Source organism: Pseudofrankia coriaricola (assembly GCF_001854805.1).
In the GTDB taxonomy this organism is placed as follows: Bacteria; Actinomycetota; Actinomycetes; order Frankiales; family Frankiaceae; genus Pseudofrankia.
Genome location: NZ_MBLO01000269.1, coordinates 91,600 through 107,941, shown reverse-complemented (window position 1 = coordinate 107,941; position 16,342 = coordinate 91,600). Strand labels below are relative to the sequence as shown.

14 protein-coding genes and 2 pseudogenes are annotated in these 16,342 nt (G+C 72.0%); 11 read left to right on the top strand and 5 right to left on the bottom strand.

The features are described 5' to 3' along the window. The first annotated feature begins 20 nt into the window (after nt 1–20). The 3 genes from BCD48_RS42480 to BCD48_RS42470 all read left to right on the top strand — a co-directional run bounded on the left by BCD48_RS42480 (nt 21) and on the right by BCD48_RS42470 (nt 3,690). Nucleotides 21–887, top strand: a complete 867-nt coding sequence (locus BCD48_RS42480; RefSeq protein WP_071054088.1) for a hypothetical protein — start codon at nt 21–23, stop codon at nt 885–887. Nucleotides 888–1,690: 803 nt separating this feature from the next. Then, nucleotides 1,691–2,119: a hypothetical protein gene (locus BCD48_RS50955; RefSeq protein WP_071054086.1), complete on the top strand. Its 429-nt coding sequence runs from the start codon at nt 1,691–1,693 to the stop codon at nt 2,117–2,119. Nucleotides 2,120–2,205: 86 nt separating this feature from the next. Next, nucleotides 2,206–3,690: a hypothetical protein gene (locus BCD48_RS42470; RefSeq protein WP_071054084.1), complete on the top strand. Its 1,485-nt coding sequence runs from the start codon at nt 2,206–2,208 to the stop codon at nt 3,688–3,690. A 219-nt stretch (nt 3,691–3,909) separates the two neighbouring features. Here the strand turns inward: BCD48_RS42470 and BCD48_RS42465 are convergent, their stop codons facing one another. Next, nucleotides 3,910–4,896 carry a sulfite exporter TauE/SafE family protein gene (locus BCD48_RS42465; protein WP_083420059.1) on the bottom strand — a complete coding sequence of 329 codons (987 nt, stop codon included), beginning with the start codon at nt 4,894–4,896 and terminating at the stop codon, nt 3,910–3,912. A 117-nt stretch (nt 4,897–5,013) separates the two neighbouring features. Continuing rightward, nucleotides 5,014–5,637: a TetR/AcrR family transcriptional regulator gene (locus tag BCD48_RS42460; protein WP_071054082.1), complete on the bottom strand. Its 624-nt coding sequence runs from the start codon at nt 5,635–5,637 to the stop codon at nt 5,014–5,016. Between the two features lie 110 nt (nt 5,638–5,747). Here BCD48_RS42460 and BCD48_RS56230 point away from each other — a divergent pair. The 4 genes and pseudogenes from BCD48_RS56230 to BCD48_RS42440 all read left to right on the top strand — a co-directional run bounded on the left by BCD48_RS56230 (nt 5,748) and on the right by BCD48_RS42440 (nt 9,885). Next, a pseudogene (locus tag BCD48_RS56230) lies at nt 5,748–6,481 on the top strand (SDR family NAD(P)-dependent oxidoreductase). An 840-nt stretch (nt 6,482–7,321) separates the two neighbouring features. Then, a complete protein-coding gene (locus tag BCD48_RS42450) occupies nt 7,322–8,212 on the top strand; it encodes an alpha/beta fold hydrolase (RefSeq protein ID WP_198543622.1) in 891 nt (296 codons plus the stop codon). A 766-nt stretch (nt 8,213–8,978) separates the two neighbouring features. Continuing rightward, complete coding sequence (locus tag BCD48_RS42445) at nt 8,979–9,578, top strand: TetR/AcrR family transcriptional regulator (protein ID WP_071054078.1); 600 nt, start codon at nt 8,979–8,981, stop codon at nt 9,576–9,578. Between the two features lie 19 nt (nt 9,579–9,597). Then, the gene (locus tag BCD48_RS42440; protein ID WP_071054076.1) at nt 9,598–9,885 is read left to right on the top strand and encodes a YciI family protein; all 288 of its coding nucleotides are present in this window, start codon (nt 9,598–9,600) and stop codon (nt 9,883–9,885) included. A gap of 116 nt (nt 9,886–10,001) precedes the next feature. On the opposite strand, the pseudogene BCD48_RS42435 reads toward BCD48_RS42440, so the two are convergent. Further along, nucleotides 10,002–10,765, bottom strand: a pseudogene (locus tag BCD48_RS42435) (response regulator). Nucleotides 10,766–10,928: 163 nt separating this feature from the next. On the opposite strand from BCD48_RS42435, the gene BCD48_RS42430 reads away from it, so the two are divergent. The 3 genes from BCD48_RS42430 to BCD48_RS42420 are packed head-to-tail and all read left to right on the top strand — an operon-like array spanning nt 10,929 to nt 13,020. Beyond that, nucleotides 10,929–11,609, top strand: coding sequence for a glycosyltransferase family 2 protein (locus tag BCD48_RS42430; protein ID WP_071054074.1), 681 nt, complete (start codon nt 10,929–10,931; stop codon nt 11,607–11,609). Further along, nucleotides 11,606–12,313: a TIGR04282 family arsenosugar biosynthesis glycosyltransferase gene (locus tag BCD48_RS42425; RefSeq protein ID WP_071054071.1), complete on the top strand. Its 708-nt coding sequence runs from the start codon at nt 11,606–11,608 to the stop codon at nt 12,311–12,313. Before BCD48_RS42430 ends, BCD48_RS42425 begins: the two co-directional genes overlap by 4 nt. Continuing rightward, nucleotides 12,310–13,020, top strand: a complete 711-nt coding sequence (locus tag BCD48_RS42420) for a methyltransferase domain-containing protein (protein WP_071054069.1) — start codon at nt 12,310–12,312, stop codon at nt 13,018–13,020. The genes BCD48_RS42425 and BCD48_RS42420 overlap by 4 nt, the downstream gene beginning before the upstream one ends. Before the next feature lie 42 nt (nt 13,021–13,062). Here the strand turns inward: BCD48_RS42420 and BCD48_RS42415 are convergent, their stop codons facing one another. Further along, nucleotides 13,063–13,515: a hypothetical protein gene (locus BCD48_RS42415; RefSeq protein ID WP_116271843.1), complete on the bottom strand. Its 453-nt coding sequence runs from the start codon at nt 13,513–13,515 to the stop codon at nt 13,063–13,065. Beyond that, nucleotides 13,512–14,711, bottom strand: coding sequence for a molybdopterin-dependent oxidoreductase (locus BCD48_RS42410; RefSeq protein WP_083420054.1), 1,200 nt, complete (start codon nt 14,709–14,711; stop codon nt 13,512–13,514). Before BCD48_RS42410 ends, BCD48_RS42415 begins: the two co-directional genes overlap by 4 nt. A 113-nt stretch (nt 14,712–14,824) precedes the next feature. Between BCD48_RS42410 and BCD48_RS42405 the strand changes: the two genes are divergently transcribed. Further along, nucleotides 14,825–16,336 (top strand): glycosyltransferase 87 family protein, encoded by a 1,512-nt coding sequence (locus BCD48_RS42405; protein ID WP_083420053.1) that lies wholly within the window; start codon nt 14,825–14,827, stop codon nt 16,334–16,336. The last annotated feature ends 6 nt before the right edge of the window (nt 16,337–16,342 follow it).

Sequence of the window (16,342 nt, the reverse complement as noted above, 5' to 3'; positions counted from 1 at the left end):
GGCCAGGTTCGGGAGGCGCCTTGACGGACGGGGATGCCCCGCACTGGGCGGCGGCACAGGTCGCGGCGGTACGCGACTGCCCCGGGGACCGGTTGGCGCTCTTGGCGCGTACTTACCTCGGGCCGTTCGGTCGAGCTCCCCGTCATCTCCCCTTCCGGCGGGCCGCCGTGTCGTTCATGCGGTGGCAGGTCGAGCGCGGGGTGCTGAACCCGCCGGAGGCGGATGCTCCGGGAAGCCGCTGGTGGCGAGCCGTGAACGACCGGTTGCTCCGAGACGGCTGCGAGGCCGTGGCGCGCTCCGGCGGGATGACGGGCGAACTGTCGTCACCGGCGGTCAAGGTGTGGCTGGAGTTCGTCGCGGCACCGACGGCCCAGAACTGGTACCGGGCCCACAACGCGAGCATCGCCGCCGCCTACCTGGACCACCGTGATCTCGCGGTGGTGGAGTCCAGGCCCGAGCGATTCTTCTTGAACGTCACCCTGCTGCGGGTTCTGTACACGCATGCGCTGGTCGCGGCGCCGCGGTTGTCCCTCGGCCGGTTCGCCGTCCTGGGTCGCCTCGTCGGTGACCCACGGCTCGGGGGCGTGGGGGCGTTCCTGTCGCTGGGTCGTGTGCTGCCCAACCAGTACCCGCTGGACGAGGAGCTGATGACCTATGTTCTCGACGAGCACCGGCTCGGCCGGATGCTCGACTACGGTGTGATCCAACCCCGCCTGCAGCGCCTGTACGAGTGGTCGGCGCTGGAGCTCGACCTCCCCGGCCTGCGGGACCTCGTCCGCGACGGCAGCCCGGTCTACGCCTGGCCCTACGAGGACCGCGATGTCTGGACAGCCGGCGGCGGTTCCCTTCCGGCACGAGTCCTCGGACGCGCCACGTCACCTCGCTGAGGCCGACGGACGGACCCTGGTTCCAGCCGTCGATCTCTCATCGTCGGAGTCGGCAGAGCCCTTGCCGGTCTCGATTGAGCAGGGCAAATAGTGCCAGGAAAATTCCTAAGTACGTGCCCCCTGCGAGGCTCGAACCTGCGCTGGTCGGCCGATCTGCTACATCCCGGCGAGTGCAGCAACAACGGCAAGCGCGACCGTCGGCACGATTTTCTGTCGGGGCCGGGCGAGCCGCGTCCCCGCCCCTGCATCAGCACCGAGGCGCCAGAACTGCCGCGGGTCATCGGCGAGGAAAGGCTGGGTGTCCTTCGGTGCGCTCGCGCACACCTCGCACACACGTGAGCCCCAGGAAGATCCAAAATAGCTGGCCGGTGCTACACGCTGCCGATGAGTGCCGCACGGTCCGTCGAGACGAGGAACCGTGCGTGTCGCACTTATCCGGGCGGGCGAACCATCTGATAACAGGCCAGAAGGCCGTCACGCTTGTGAAAATGTGAACGTGCAGGTCAGAGCACGTACTGTGCGCTCGGAGGGACTCGAACCCCCAACCTTCTGATCCGTAGTGCGGTAAATGCCGTGTTTGTCGGTGTCGCGTGATGCCGGCCTATCCCGCACCGTCCGGCACACAGGACCTTCCCGTGCCGGCGTGTGTCGGTCTGTGCCAGGCAGGGACGGCACGTGCGCGCACACGTCGCGCACACCTCGGTCAGCTCACCCATCCGACGATGGCACCCGCCGGAGCCGGACCGCGACTAACCTGTTACGTAAGGGGAGGTGAGCCGCGTCCCGGGTCGGGCCGCACGCCCATGTTCGTCCGGCTACGACGCGCCCGCGCCGCACGTTACGAACGGCACCTGCTCCGGCTCGCCCACGCCGCGCGTTACGAACGGCGCCTGGTCCGGCTCGCCCGCGCCGCGCAGCGCCCGTCGCCGGACGGCGCACGGCCCCTCGGCCAGCGCTGGGCCGCCTGGCGGCTGGGGCGCGGGAAGTCGCTCGCGGCCTACGTGCTGTGGCGCAGCTGGCTCGTCGCCCCGCAGGACGCCGCCTGGGATTTCCTCACGGGCTGCGGGGAGCGTCCGCCCTGGCCGTACGAGGGGACGTACGCCGCCGCCGCGCTCGAGGCGGCCGTCGAGCCCGGCCGCAGCCAGGCCAGCCGCCAGGCGATCGGCGCCTTCTGCGTCCGCCGCGGCATCCTGCCTGAGACCCGGACCACCAGGCCCGCTTCCACGTCCTGACCGGCCAGCTGCCCGCCGCGCCCGGCCTGGACAGCGACCGGCTCGCGGCGGCCTACCGCGGCGCGGACGAGGCGACGCGCGCCGCGATGCGCCTGGAGCTCGCCAGCGCCGACGGCCTGGACCTCGTCGGGATCGTCGCCGGCCGCGGCGCGGACACGGTCGTCGTGACGCGGGAGGAGACCGCATTTCTCGCGGCGGAGCTCGCTCGCCGCCACGACGCCGACGGGCTGTGGCGCCTGGCGCTCGACCTCCCGCTGGCCAGGGCCGTCGAGGCCGTCCGGGCGGTGCCCGCCCGCTGGGCGCCCAGGGACGTTGACGAGAGACGGCTGCACCGGTGGTTCGTCCGGACACAGCCTGCCGCGGTGCAGGGCGTCCGCGCCCAGGCCTGCCGTCGGCTGGCGTGGCCCGACGCCGGGTTCGAGGCGGTCGCGTTCAGCGGCGACGAGTCGCGCGTGTCCGGCCGCACGAGGCTGACCAACCGGCTCGGGCCGACGCTGCTCCCCTGGTACCGGACCATCGCCAGCTTCGCCACCGCCGACGGCCGCCCGGCGGGCTCCGTCGAACTCGGGCCGGACACGACGACGTTCCTGCCGGAGGTCGTCAAAGGAGACCAGTTCGGCGTGATCGGCCGCTTCAAGCAGTATCTCGATCTCGGCGGGGCGTTCATGTGGGTCGGGTTTCACCACGAGCGCATCGAGGAGTGGAGCGGCATCCGCGACGTCGTCGGCCCCGAGTGGCGGCTCACCCGGCACGACACGACCGAGCGGGTTCTGCAGACGAGCCCCACCCAGACGCATCGTTGGGAGCCCCGGCTCGCCTACTACGCCGACGGCTTCGTCCTCGGCCTCGACCGCACGCTGTCGGTGCGCGACGCATCCGGCGCCGAGACGCGCCTGCTCCGGCTGGGCGAGCTGCTCGCCGAGCTGGGCCATGCCGACCCGCTGCTCGAGGTCCTGGCGACGGAGCCTGCGGCCGGCCGACTCGCCCTGTCAGTGATCGCGGACGGCGCCCGGTACCTGGTGGTCCTCGGCCCGGACCTGCGCCCGATCGCCCAGGCCGCCGTCGACGACGAGTACGTGCGCCTGTTCTTCTGCGGCCCGGACCGGCTGATGGCCGTGGTCATCGGCCCGTCACGGATAACCTCCTGGAACGTCGCCGCCGGCCTGACGCTCGAGGCTGCCGTCGACGGTTACGCCACCGCCGCGAGCCCCCAGCTGCGCTCCGGCGTCGTCTTCCTCGAGAACGAGCCGGACCTGCTCGACGCCCGCACACTGACACCGGTCGCCGGCCTCGCCGCGCTGCGCCGCGGCGGGACCCCCCACGTGTCCCCCGCCGGCGGCTACGCCGCCTTCCTGGACCACAGCTCCAACCCCATCAACCTGTTCGACCTGCGCCTCAGCGAGGTGGCCGAGGTGCTCGACCGCCCGCTGGGCGCGAGCACGGCAGCGGACCTGGCCCACGCCCGAGCGGTCGACACCACCGTTCTCACCAAGTCCCACGCCGACGTGATCGAGCTGTTGTGCGCCCTGCTCGAAGCCCGCCACGAGGACGGCGCCACCAGCGACGACTGACAGGCGCCCCCGCGGGGGCTCGTGCCGGAGGACCTTCGGACCGCGATCTCGCCCTGCCGCCGGCGGGCCACCGGCGGCCATCAGTTGCCACCGCCGTGTATAGGTTGACCATTCGCTGGTCAGGCTCATCGAGAAATCGAATGGCCGATCGGCACCGCCGCTTCGCTGCCGAGGGAACCGGTGGCTGAACCGGTCCGGAGACTTGACTGTCTTTGCTCGCTACGCGCGGGTCGTTGCACGGCCCAGTTCGGCGTCCGGCACGGAAAGGCGATCCAGGTCCGCCTCGGTGTCCGCGTCCCGGGCGTCGAGGGCCGCGGTGGGCGTGACCGAGGCCGCGGTCCGGGTGTGATGGCGCGCGGCTAGGCGGGCGAGTCCGCCGGCTGCCGCGGTGGCTAGGGTGATGCCCAGCCACTCGGTGGGTACGCCGAGCAGCTTCAGGCCGGACAGTGTCACCACCACGACGAGGGCCGGGCGGATGATCCGGCTGGTCGCGCTGCCGGCGGAGACCCGGGCGCCGAGGTAGACACCGGGCAGGGCGCCTATCAGGAGAGAGCTGGTCAGGCCGAGCTGGAAGTCGCCGAAGAGCAGGTGGCCGAGTGAGGCGGCGGCGACCAGCGGGACGGCCTGCGCGAGGTCGGTGCCGACGAGCTGCGAGCCGCGCATCCGTGGGTAGAGCGCCAGCAGCAGCACGATGATCAGAGAGCCGGAGCCGACGGAGGTCATGCCGACGACCAGCCCGCCGATGGCGCCGGTCACGACGGTCGGCAACGGCCGTACCCGGATCTCGGTGATCGAAGAATCGGGGCCGGACGTGCCGCGGCGCCGGTCGATCGCCGACTTCGCCAGCATCGCGGCCGCGGCGACGATGAGGATCGCCCCCATCACGATCTGGATCCGGTGCTGGACGGCGTCGCCGTCGCCGAGGGAACGCAGCACGAACACACCGCCGAACGCGGCCGGCACCGAGCCGAGCATCAGCCAGCCGACGAGGCCTCGGTGCACGGTCCCCCGGGACAGATGCACGCCGGCACCGACAGGTTTCATCACCGCCGACGCGACCAGATCGCTGGAGACCGCGGCCAGCGGATGTACGCCGAACAGCAGCACCAACACCGGCGTCATCAGCGCGCCACCGCCCATGCCGGTAAGGCCGACGACGAAGCCGACGATCGCCCCCGCGAGCGCGACCAGCGGGTCAATGTCCATCCAGACCACCTTTCCCACCGACACGGTATGCATGGTCGGCCGACCGAAGCCATCGATCCGCCGCGACGCCAGGCAGTCGCAGTGCTGGCTCGACCTGGTGTCAGGGGCGATACGCGGTCAGGAGTTCGTGAGTGACGCGATGTGGTCGAGCATCGTGTCCAGCGCCACCTCCAGCGGTTTGACCTGGCGTTGGATCTGCGTCAGGAGCAGGCCGCCCTGGAGCGCGGCGAGTGTCGCGAGCGCAAGGTCGTCGGGGTCGCCGTCCAGGTCACCACGGACGTGCATGGCGCGCAGGCCGTCGCGGATCGCGGACTCCCAACGCAGGAACCCGGAGGCGACCGCGAGGCGCGCCTCCGGATTGTTCTCGGCGACCTCGCCGCCCAGCGAACCGATCGGACACCCGCCCCGGCACTGCAGCCGTCGTTGGTAGTCGACCAGCGCGTCCCGCCACTGGCGCAGGCCCGCGATGGTGTCCATCTGGCCGAAGTGTGGCTGCTGGAGATCGAGGACCGCGCGGGTCTGGAACTCGATCACGGCCAGCAGCAGCGCCTGCTTGTCGGCGAAGTAGTGGTAGATCTGCGAGCCGCTCACCCCCGCCGCGGCCCTGACATCCTCCAGGGTCGCCTCGGTCACGCCGCGTTCGTACATCAGCTGGGCGGCGGCGGCCACGATCCGCGTCCGGGTCTGCTCACCCTTGCGGGTCAGCGCCCGCCCGTCCGGACGCGCTGTCCTGATGTTCACGCCCCCCACCGTAGCCGATTCTGGATTGGACAACCCATTTTCTCAGCTACAGAGTGGGCCACGCAGCCCATTCTGGCTGCTCCCCGAACGGCCTTCGGAAGGACGCGACCATGGAACTGACCGGCAAGGTTGCTCTGATCACCGGTTCGACCGCGGGCATCGGCAAGGAGGCCGCCCGGCTGCTCGCCGCCGAAGGCGCCGACGTCGTCGTGACAGGACGGGACGTTCAGCGCGGCAACGCGACCGTGGACTCGATCAAGGCTGATGGCGGGTCCGCGCGTTTCGTCGGGGCCGACCTGACCGACCTGACGTCCCTGCGTGCCCTCGCCACCGCCGCGGGCTCCGTGGACATCTTGGTGAACAACGCCGCGATCTTCCCGGAGCCCCGACCGTCTCCCAGGACGTCGAGTCGTTCGACGCATCGCTCGCGGCCAACATCCGCGCGCCCTACTTCCTGACCGCGGCCCTGGCACCAGCCATGATCACGAAGGGCTCCGGCAGCATCATCAACGTCAGCACCATGGCTGCCCGGGTCGGCATGCCAGGCCTGTCCGTCTACAGCGCGACCAAAGCGGCACTGGAATCGCTGACCCGCACCTGGGCCGCCGAGTTCAGCCCCGCCGGAGTACGCGTCAACACCGTCGCCCCCGGCCCGACCCGCACCGACATGGTGCTCACCACCATGGGCGAAGAAGGCGCCAACCAGGTCGCCAAGACCACGCTCATGGGTCGGCTCGCGTCGCCACGCGAGATCGCCGAGGTCATCCTGTTCGTCGCGACCGACCGCGCGAGCTTCATCACCGGCGCGACCATCCCCGTCGACGCCGGCCGCACCGCGATCTAGCGCGACCGGTCCGGGTTGTTGATCCGCCGGGCGACGGGGCGGCAGGGCCCCGGCCCGGCGGATCAGTCCGCCACCGCGGACGCGGGGACCGGCGTAGGGACGCCGGCCAGCCCGGAGCGCGCCGGCTGGGGTTGCGGACGTGGTGCGTGGAGGGCGGCGAGGACGGTCTGGTAAGGCCGCCGGCGACGGGGGCCAGGAACAGGATCCATATTCCGAGGCCCGCCAGGTGCGAGTTGACTGCCCGGGTAGTTGACCATGACGCCGGCAGCTGGTCCGAAGCAGCGGACCAGTTCACAGGCCCGGGCCGACTTTCCGCAGCCCACAGGCAGTCAGGGTGCCGCAGGGGAAGTGGCACCTCATTCGTTCGGGATTCGACAATTTGTTGTTACGGTGCGGCGGGAGCCAGGGGCGGCGCGGGGGCAGCGTCGGGTTGGAGTACGCCCGCTCCGGGTGAGTCCGCGTAGAGCGCTTCGATCTCGCCGGTGTATTTCTGCGCGATCGGCATTCCTCGTGGCCGAGCCCTCTTTGGCGGCGGGGGATACGCCGAGGCGCCTTGTGGCGCACTACCCGAGATCTTGCGGTCCCGGCGATGGCCTCGAGCAGGACGGCGGTCGTGGGGCGCACTTCCGCGTCGGCGTCTTCGCGGTGCAGGCCGGCCTGGTAGGTCAGAGCGCCCGCGGCGTAGGCCGGGGTGGAGCAGGAGGATGGCTTCGGCGAGCTCCGGTGGCGGACGTCGCGGCACGCAGTGCCATGCTCGCGTGGGTAGGCTTTCGGCCGGTGTGCCGGGAAGGCTGGTCGGTGCGTGAACGCCGCACCATCGCAATGCCTGGAGGCGCGTCGATGCTCGATCTTGTGAGGCCGACGGCAGCGGCGTGCCTGCCGGCCGGCCAGGTCGAGTATCGGTTGGATCGACGTGGCGAGGCCGTGGTGATGGTCTTCCATGGCGGGCATGTACGAGCAGGCCTGGCGTTGGGCGAGGACGTGTTCGCCGCGGCTGACTGCACGCTGCTGGTGCCCTCTCGCCCCGGCTACGGCCGTACTCCGCTGACGACCGACAGCTCGGTCGAGGGGCATACGGACGTGGTCCGGGCGTTGTGTGCCGATCTGGGCATCACCCGGGTCGCCGCCGTTGTCGGCATCTCGGGAGGCGGCCCGACCGCCGCCACGATGGCCGCGCGGCACGCTGACCTCGTCGAACGTTTGATCCTGGTCAGCGCCGTGGGTTGGCTACCCTATCCAGACCGGTGGACTCTCCTGGGCGCGCACGCCGTGTTCGCTGCCGGAACGGAAGCCGTGACCTGGGCCGCGATACATACGCTCGCCCGTAGGGCGCCCGACATCTGTCTGCGGCTCATGATGCGCAGCCTCTCGACCCGACCGGTGGGCGAGGTCATGGCCGCGCTGCGCGCCGAGGACCGCGACCTGCTGCTGGCGCTGTTCGCCCAGATGCGCTCCGGCCGCGGGTTCCTCAACCACCTGCGTCCCACCCCGGACGTCACTGCCCAGATCAACCAACCCACCCTCGTGATCGCCACACGCACCGACGGGGGCGTCCCGTTCACCCACGCTCAGTCGCTTGCCAGCACCATCCGCAACGCCCAACTCGTCGAAAGCCGCACACACCCATTTCGTCTGGCTCGGGCCCGACTGGCCGGCAATCGCCGAGCGGATCCGGCTGTTCCTCGATACCGACCCACCACCGTCGTCGGACCAGCACGCTCCGACGCCTGACTCGACACGCCCACGAGCAAAGCCAGGCGCACACAGATCGTTGACATGTGCATGCCACTGGCCGTGTCCATGCGTGCCTCCTCATCGCCAGTAGGCACGAACTGCCTCATTTGACTTGACAACTTCCGCGTCCGCCGCGTTCTGAACGACCAGCGGCGACAACCCCGAAAGCACCCAATTCACCAGACGATCCGTACCGTACATGACATATCGCGTCATAGATACTGCGCACCGTCACCACCGAAAGTGGGCCAGGGCCGCCTACGGAACAGTCCCCCGGCTTGTCGTCGCCGTAGCTTCGTTGGCCGTGGCGTCAAGCTTGGTGCCCCTGCGATCCGCAAGCTGGTCGACGAGGCGAGCCAACGCGGGCAGAGCCCCGGCCGGCCATCTCGCTTCGCAGATTTCACGCATCCGGATCGCACATCACTCACATGATCATTCGGTGCGGTTGCCGTATGTGGAAGCAGACACCGAACAGTGGTCCAACCACAGCGCGTCGCATGTCCGGCAACCGGGTGGGAGATCGGTGATGGCACGGCACCGTCGTGTCGGCCGCCGAGTCCGATTCGGGGCCGCGGGGCTGGTGAGCTCCTCCCGGCCAGTTCGGGGCGGGCGAGGACGACGTGTGGCAGAGTCCGGCCGACCATCCCGGCGGCATTGCCGGCGCCACAGCGCCGGGCGGGCTTGACACCGTCTAGGACATGTGCCCTAGAGTCTGGCCTAGGACAACTGTCCTAGCGTACTGCCGGATGTCGAGGGGTGGGCGATGGAGAAGGGCGCGGCGACTCGCGCGCAGATCGTCGCGGCGGCCGACCGCCTGTTCTACGAGCACGGGTTCGAGCACACCTCGTTCGCCACGATCGCGGGTGCCCTGCAGATCTCGCGGGGCAACTTCTACCACCACTTCAAGACCAAGGACGACATCCTCAGCGCGGTGATCGAGGAAAGGCTGGCGGCCACACGCCGGATGCTGCAGCAGTGGGACGCGGAGGCACCCGAACCCGCGGGTCGGATCCGCCAGTTCATCCGCATCGTGCTGACCAACGGTCAGGACATCCAGAACTACGGATGCCCGGTCGGCACCCTCACCGCAGAGCTCGCGAAGCTTGGTCACCCATGCCACCGGGACGCCACCGCCCTGTTCACGCTTTTCCGCGCCTGGCTGCGGGAGCAGTTCGTCGAACTCGGACACCAGACGGACGCCGACGCCCTCGCCATGCACGTGCTCGCCTTCAGCCAGGGTGTCGCCACACTGTCGCATGCCTTCCGGGACGACGAGTTCGTGCACCGCGAGGTGAACCGCCTGGAGGCGTGGCTCGACGCCTGCGCCGCCGGCCCGGCCTTCAGCCAGACAGCCGACCAGTAGACCTTCGGAGAGGGATCAGATGTTCGTGGTGTTGCTCCGGTTCGCCGACAACAAGAGGGCTGCTGGCGAGCACATGGCCGGTCACCAGGAGTGGATCGAGCAAGGCCTGGACGACAAGGTGTTCCTCCTCGTCGGCAGCATCCAGCCCGGACTGGGGGGCGCAGTGCTCGCCCACAACACCTCCCTGCCACAGCTACAGGAGCGGATCGCTGCTGACCCGTTCGTCGCCGAGAAGGTTGTCGACCCGGAGATCATCGAGATCGCGCCCGGTATGGCCGACGAGCGCCTCGGCTTCCTGGTGGCCTGAGGTGGCCCCGTTCGTAGGTCCCGATGGCCGGCCGCGCTGCGCCTGGAGCGGTGCGGCGCCGGAGTTCCTTGGCTACCACGACACCGAGGCGATCCCGACGACCTGCAGGTTCGCGCTCACGCTGGCGTCTCCCGTCTGGCCGACCCGCTGGCCCCCTCATCGACGGCGCGGGACCGGCCCGCGGGATCCGATTGGGCCGCGCTCGGCGGGTCGTACCGGTAGCCGACGCCCCACACGGTGACCAGCAGCCGCGGGGCGGTCGGGTCGTCCTCGATCTTCTCCCGCAGCCGGCGGATGTGCACCGTGACGGTCGACGGGTCACCGTAGGTCCAGCCCCACACCTGTTCCAACAGCTCGGCCCGGGTGAGGGCGCGGCCGGGGTGGCGCAGCAGGAACACCAGCAGGTCGAACTCGCGCACGGTGAGCCCGAACGGGACGCCGCGGCGGGTTGCGGTGCGGGCGGCCGCGTCGACGATGACGGTGCCGGCGCGCAGGATGCCGGAGCCGGTCGGCGGCGGCTCGCTCGCGCGGCGCAGCACGGACCGCACCCGCAACGTGAGCTCCCGCGGCGAGAACGGCTTGGTCACATAATCGTCCGCGCCGCACTCGAGCCCGGCCACGCGGTCGGCCTCCTCACCACGCGCCGTCAGCATGATCACCGGGATGGGAGCCTTCTCCCGCAGCCGGCGGCAGACCTCGATGCCGTCGAGACCGGGGAGCATGAGGTCCAGGACGACCAGGTCCGGGCGGCCGCCTCGACCATCCGCAACGCCGCCGGCCCGTCCGCGGCCCGGTCGACCTCGAACCCAGCGTTGCGCAGGTACCGGTCGACGACCTCGGCCACGGTGGCGTCGTCATCGACCACCAGGACACGAGCCACGTCGCCACCATAGAGCGCGGATACCCGCCCGCGAGCGGCACCGGAGCTGCCGTCACGGATTCGTAAGAAGACCGGCGCCGGCGCCGCCGAGATGGTCGCCCACCAGCGGATTTCCTTGTTTGGTAAGGGTCGATGGCGCCACGCTGTCACTAGAGTCACGATCATGCTTACGCAAAGTCACCAGGTGCCGGTGTCGGTGGACGTCGTGCTCCCCTGCCTGAACGAGGCCGAAGCACTCCCCTGGGTCCTCGAACGGATACCACCCGGCTATCGCGCCGTCGTCGCCGACAACGGCTCCCGTGACGGTTCACCGAAGCTGGCCCGCGAGCGCGGCGCCGTGGTCGTCGATGTGCCGCGGCGCGGCTACGGGGCGGCGGTGCAGGCGGGCCTGCTCGCGGCGGACGCCGACGTGGTCTGTGTCTGCGACGCCGACGCGTCGCTGGACCCCGCGCAGCTTCCCGGGCTCGTCGCCGAGCTGACCGCCGGCCGCGCCGACCTGGTCCTGGGCCGCCGCCGGCCGACGTCCGCCCGGGCCTGGCCGCCGCATGCCCGGCTCGGCAACGCGGTCGTCGCCCAGCGGCTGCGCCGCCGTGGCGTCGCGGTCCGCGACCTGGGCCCGATGCGGGCCGCACGCCGCGCGGAACTGCTGCGCCTGCCGGTCACCGACCGCCGTTTCGGCTACCCGCTGGAGCTCCTGCTGCGCGCCACGCAGGCCGGCTGGCGCATCGCCGAGACGGACGTCGACTACCACCCCCGGGTCGGGCGGTCGAAGGTGACCGGAACGCCCCTCGGCACGGCCCGCACCGTACGGGATATGACGGCCGCGCTGGCGAGCCTGCGATGACCGCGCGGCGGCCCGAGGAGCCGACCCCCGCGGTGACCCTGCTGGTGGTGGCGAAGGAGCCGGTCCCCGGCCGGGTCAAGACCAGGCTGACGCCGCCGTTCACCCCGGCGCAGGCCGCCGCCGTGGCCGAGGCGGCCATCGCGGACACGTTGGCGGCGGTCAGCCGTCTGACCCGGCTTCCCGGTATCGGGCCGGTCAGGGCCGTCCTCGTGCTCGACGGCACCGTCGGCCCCTGGCTACGCGTGCCGATCGAGGTGATCCCGCAGGCCCGGGGACCGTTCGACGTCCGGCTTGCCGCCGCCTTCGACGCCTCCGCCGGCCCGGCGCTTCTGATCGGGATGGACACCCCGCAGGTGACCCCGGCGCTGCTCGCCGACGCCTGCCGCGCGCTGGCCCACACCGACGCGGTGTTCGGCCCCGCCGCCGACGGCGGGTGGTGGGCGCTCGGCCTACGCCGCCCGGACGGCCGCCTGCTGCGCGGCGTCGCCACCTCCCAGCCGGACACCGGGGCCCGACAGCTCGAACGGCTGGCCCGGGCCGGCCTGCGGGTCGCGACGCTGCCGGTCCTGCGGGACGTCGACACGTACGCCGACGCCGACGCGGTCGCGCGGCTCGCGCCGCACGGGCGGTTCGCCGCCGCCGTGCGGACCATCCGGACCGCCGAGGCGGGGACCGGCGCGGCCCGCCCGCTGGTCGGGCGATGACGACCGCCGCGGCCGGAGACCCGACGACCGCCGCGCACCGCGACCAGCCCGGTCGGCGCGGCCTGCCGGTCAGGGACGGCAGCCCACCGACCGCGTTGTACGAGGCGGCGCTGCGATCCGCCGCCGGCCGGTTGTGGGTGCGCTACCCCGACGGGCGGCGCGACCCGTTGCCGGTGCCCACCTGGCGGGGCGGACTGGTCCAGGGCGACACCTCCCTGTTGCAGCGCTGCGCCGGTCCGACCCTCGACATCGGCTGCGGCCCCGGCCGGCTGGCCGCCGCCCTCGCCGCCCGCGGCCTGCCCACGCTCGGCATCGACGTGGCGGCGTTCGCGGTGCACCTTGCCCGCAGGGCCGGCGCGACCGCCCTGTGCCGCGATGTCTTCGGCCCCCTGCCAGCGGAAGGACGCTGGTCGACGCTGCTGCTGGCCGACGGCAACATCGGCATCGGCGGCGACCCGGGCCGGCTGCTCACCCGCGCCGCCGAGCTGCTCGGCCCGGCCGGCCGGGTGCTCGTCGAACTGCAACCGCACCCGGCGCCACCCGGTCGACGGCTGGTCCGCCTGGAAGGACCGGACGGGCGGCTGTCGAGAGCCTTCCCCTGGGCGTGCGTCGGCACCGGGGAGATCCTCGGCCACGCCACAACCGCGGGACTGCATGTCGTGGAGACCTGGTGCGGTGGGGGCAGGCCCTTCGCCGCGTTGGGCTGATCCTGGACGCTCGGCGATCCGCGCCCCGCGGAGGGCCCGCCCTCAGGACGTGTCTGGCGCGGACCCGAGCCTCCGCCGCGCCCGCGCCGCGCGGACAGCGATCAGGGCCGCGGCGCCGGCCCACACGGCGCCGAGGACAATCGCCAGGTTCCGCCCGTAGGGCAGCGGGTTGACCGTCGGGTTGTCGGGCGAGCCGCCGTAGCCGCGCCAGAGCGGCAGGGAGGCAAGCGCGACGGCCGCGCTGACCAGGAGCGCGCCTTGCACCACCGCCCGGTACGGGGCGCGCACGAGCCGGGTGAGCAGGAGCCCGACGACGGCCGTGACCGGGACGGCGACCAGGTCGTGGATCAGGATCCCACCGATCAGCCACCGGGCCGCCTGCAACGGGTGGGTAGCCCGCTCCATCGTGAGCAGCCCGTGGATGCCGTATCCGAGCACGGCCAGGCCGGCGGCGGCGAGCAGGCCGCGCAGGACCAGGGCGGGGGTCGTCTTCACAGCATCACCACCCGGTGCACCCACTTGGTCTGCAGCACGCCGGGCCGGTTGGGGGCGATGAGCCGGGCCGGGTAGCCGTGGTCGAGGTCGAGCTCGGCGCCGTTCAGCCCGGTGGCGAGCAGCGTCAGCGGGTCCCGGGCGTGTGGCGGGTTCACCTCGCTGGTGCGGTAGCCGCCGCGCGCTTCGAGTGACTCGACCCGCACCGTCGCGTCGGGCGGGACGCCGGCGGCGTCGAGCAGGTCGCGTAGCCGTGGGCCGTGCCAGGTCGCGTCGGCGGCCCACCCCTCGACGCAGGTGATCGGCAGCTTCGACGTGTGGTGGTCGAATGCCAGCAGTTCGCCCAGGCTGAGGGTGAACGGGCGCGGGCCGACGACCTCCAGCTGGTAGGCCGGGTCGCGGGCGAGGGCGAGGACCCGTGCGGCGGCCGCGGTCCGGTTGACCGGCAGCCGCTGCGGGCCGAGGTCGGGCCGCCGGGGCGCGAGCAGGTCGAGCCGGGCCAGCCCGGGCACGAACTGGCCGGCGGTGGTCAGGGTGATGACTCCGGCCGCGGTGCCGACGGCGACTACGAGGCCACGCCGGGACAGCCCGTCCCCCGGCGGTTCCGGCTCGCTGTGCCGATCGGTGAGGTGCGCGCGGCCGGCCCGGCCCGGGCCGACGTTCGCCTGCACCACCGCGAGCTTCGCGGCGATGTGGATGAGCAACGCGCCGATGGTGATCCAGGCGACCCAGTAGTGGGTGACGGTGAAGAAGAACCGGAAGCGATACCACTGCGCGATGTTCGCTATTCCGGTGGCCAGCTGGAACAGGGCACCGGCGATGAGCGGCACGATCGTCACCCGTTCCAGCGCATGGGCGGCCGAACGCACCGGCGGCCATTCCCACAGCCGCGGGTACACCGTCCACAGTTTCGCCAGCAACAGCGGAACGCTCGCCAGCCCGGTGGCCACGTGCAGGCCCTGCGTCACCCGGTACAACCAGACCGGACGGGCCGGCCAGGCCAGCCACGACGGCGGGTGCTGCATGAAATGGGACACCAGGCCCGTGAAGAAGCACACCCCGAACGTGATCCCGAGCCAGATGCCCAACAGCGCGGCGACGCGGGGATCGTGCAGGCGGCTTGGGAAAGCGCCCTCGCGTAGCGGGCCCTGTCGCAGGAAAGCGGGTGGATGTGGGAATCGTCTGGTCAGCACGCGCACCCACGCACCGTAGGTCCCCCATGAGCCGCGTAGCGGACCGCGAAGCCTTACGGAACGGAGAAACCCGGGCTCGGCATGCCCGCGCCGCCCGGCATCGCTGCCACTCTCGCTGCATGCCGACCGCCCTCACCACCACCGACAGCCAGCGCAGTCCCACGCGGGCGGCCGAGCGGACGGCGCGGTTGCGCGGGCGGCGCCTGGCGGTGCCGATCGGGGCGGTCGTCGGACTCGCGGGCCTGCTCGCAGTCCAGGCGACGGTGCAGCGCCAGCCAGGCTTCCTGGTCAGCCGTCCCGCGCTGCTGTACCTGACCATGCTCTGGTGGGCGCTCGGCCTGCTCACGGCCACCCTGCTCTTCCTCGCCGCTCCCCGCCGCCTGGCCCTCACCCTGCTGCTCGCCGCCACCGTCGCGATCCCCGCGATGGCTCTCACGAGCGGCCCCCGGCTGTCCGACGACCTGTACCGCTACGCCTGGGACGGCAAGGTGCAGGCCGCCGGCATCGACCCCTACCGCTACGGACCGCTCGACCCCGAACTCGCCGGGGTCCGGGACGGCTGGCTGTTCCCCGACTCGGCCGGGTGCACCGCCGACCACCCCCGCCCGCACTGCACCAGGCTGAACTACCCCCGGGCACACACCATCTACCCGCCGGTGGCCCAGGCCTACTTCACCGCGGTGCACGTCCTGCCCGGACCACCACGCGAGCACAAGCTGCAGCTCTACGCGTCGCTCACCTCGCTGGCCCTGGTCGGCCTCCTCATGTCGATGCTGGCGGCGCGTGGCCGAGATCCGCGCCTCGCCGCCTTCTACGCGCTGACGCCGCTCGCCGGCCTGGACGTCGGCTCCGACGCGCACGTGGACGTCCTCGGCGCGCTGCTCGCGCTCGGCGCCATCGCCGTACTGACGCCGCGCCACGCCGGCCCGTCGGACCGCGCGGCAGTCACGGAGGTGGCCGCGACCACCTCACCGTCCCGGCGGCGCGCGTGGCTGGCCGGCGCGCTGCTCGGGGCCGCGGTGGCGGTCAAGCTCTATCCGGTCCTTCTACTCCCGGCGGTCGCTGGGCGCGGGCGTCATTGCCGGCCCATCAGCCTGCTGTGCGCGGCCGGGGCCGTCATCGGGCTCGCCTACCTCCCGCACGTCCTGGCAGTGGGCACGGGCGTCCTCGGTTTCCTCCCGCAGTACCTGAACGTCGAGGGATACGACCAGGGCAGCCGGTTCCTGCTGCTCGCCGGGCTCGGCCTGCACGGCACCGCCGCCAAGGCCGTCGCGGCCGGCGCGCTCGCCGCGGTCACGGTCGCGGTGCTGCGCGCCGACCCGCATCGCGTGCCCATCGAACGGGCCGCGCTGTGGCTCGTCGGCACCGCCTTCCTGACCGCCACGCCCGCCCAGCCCTGGTACGGCATCCTGCTGGCCGCGCTCGCCGTCCTCGCCGGCCGGCTGGAATGGCTCGCCGTAACCGCCGCCGCCTACCCCCTGTACATCTCCCTGTTCACCGACCTGCCCGGCGACGCCTGGACGCTACGGGTCAGCTCCTACGCCATCGCCGCGGCCATCGTGCTCGCCGCCGCGCTCACCCGTTCCGTCCGGCGCGGCCGGGTACTCGCCCCCGGGTCGCCGACGGTGTAGCGCAGC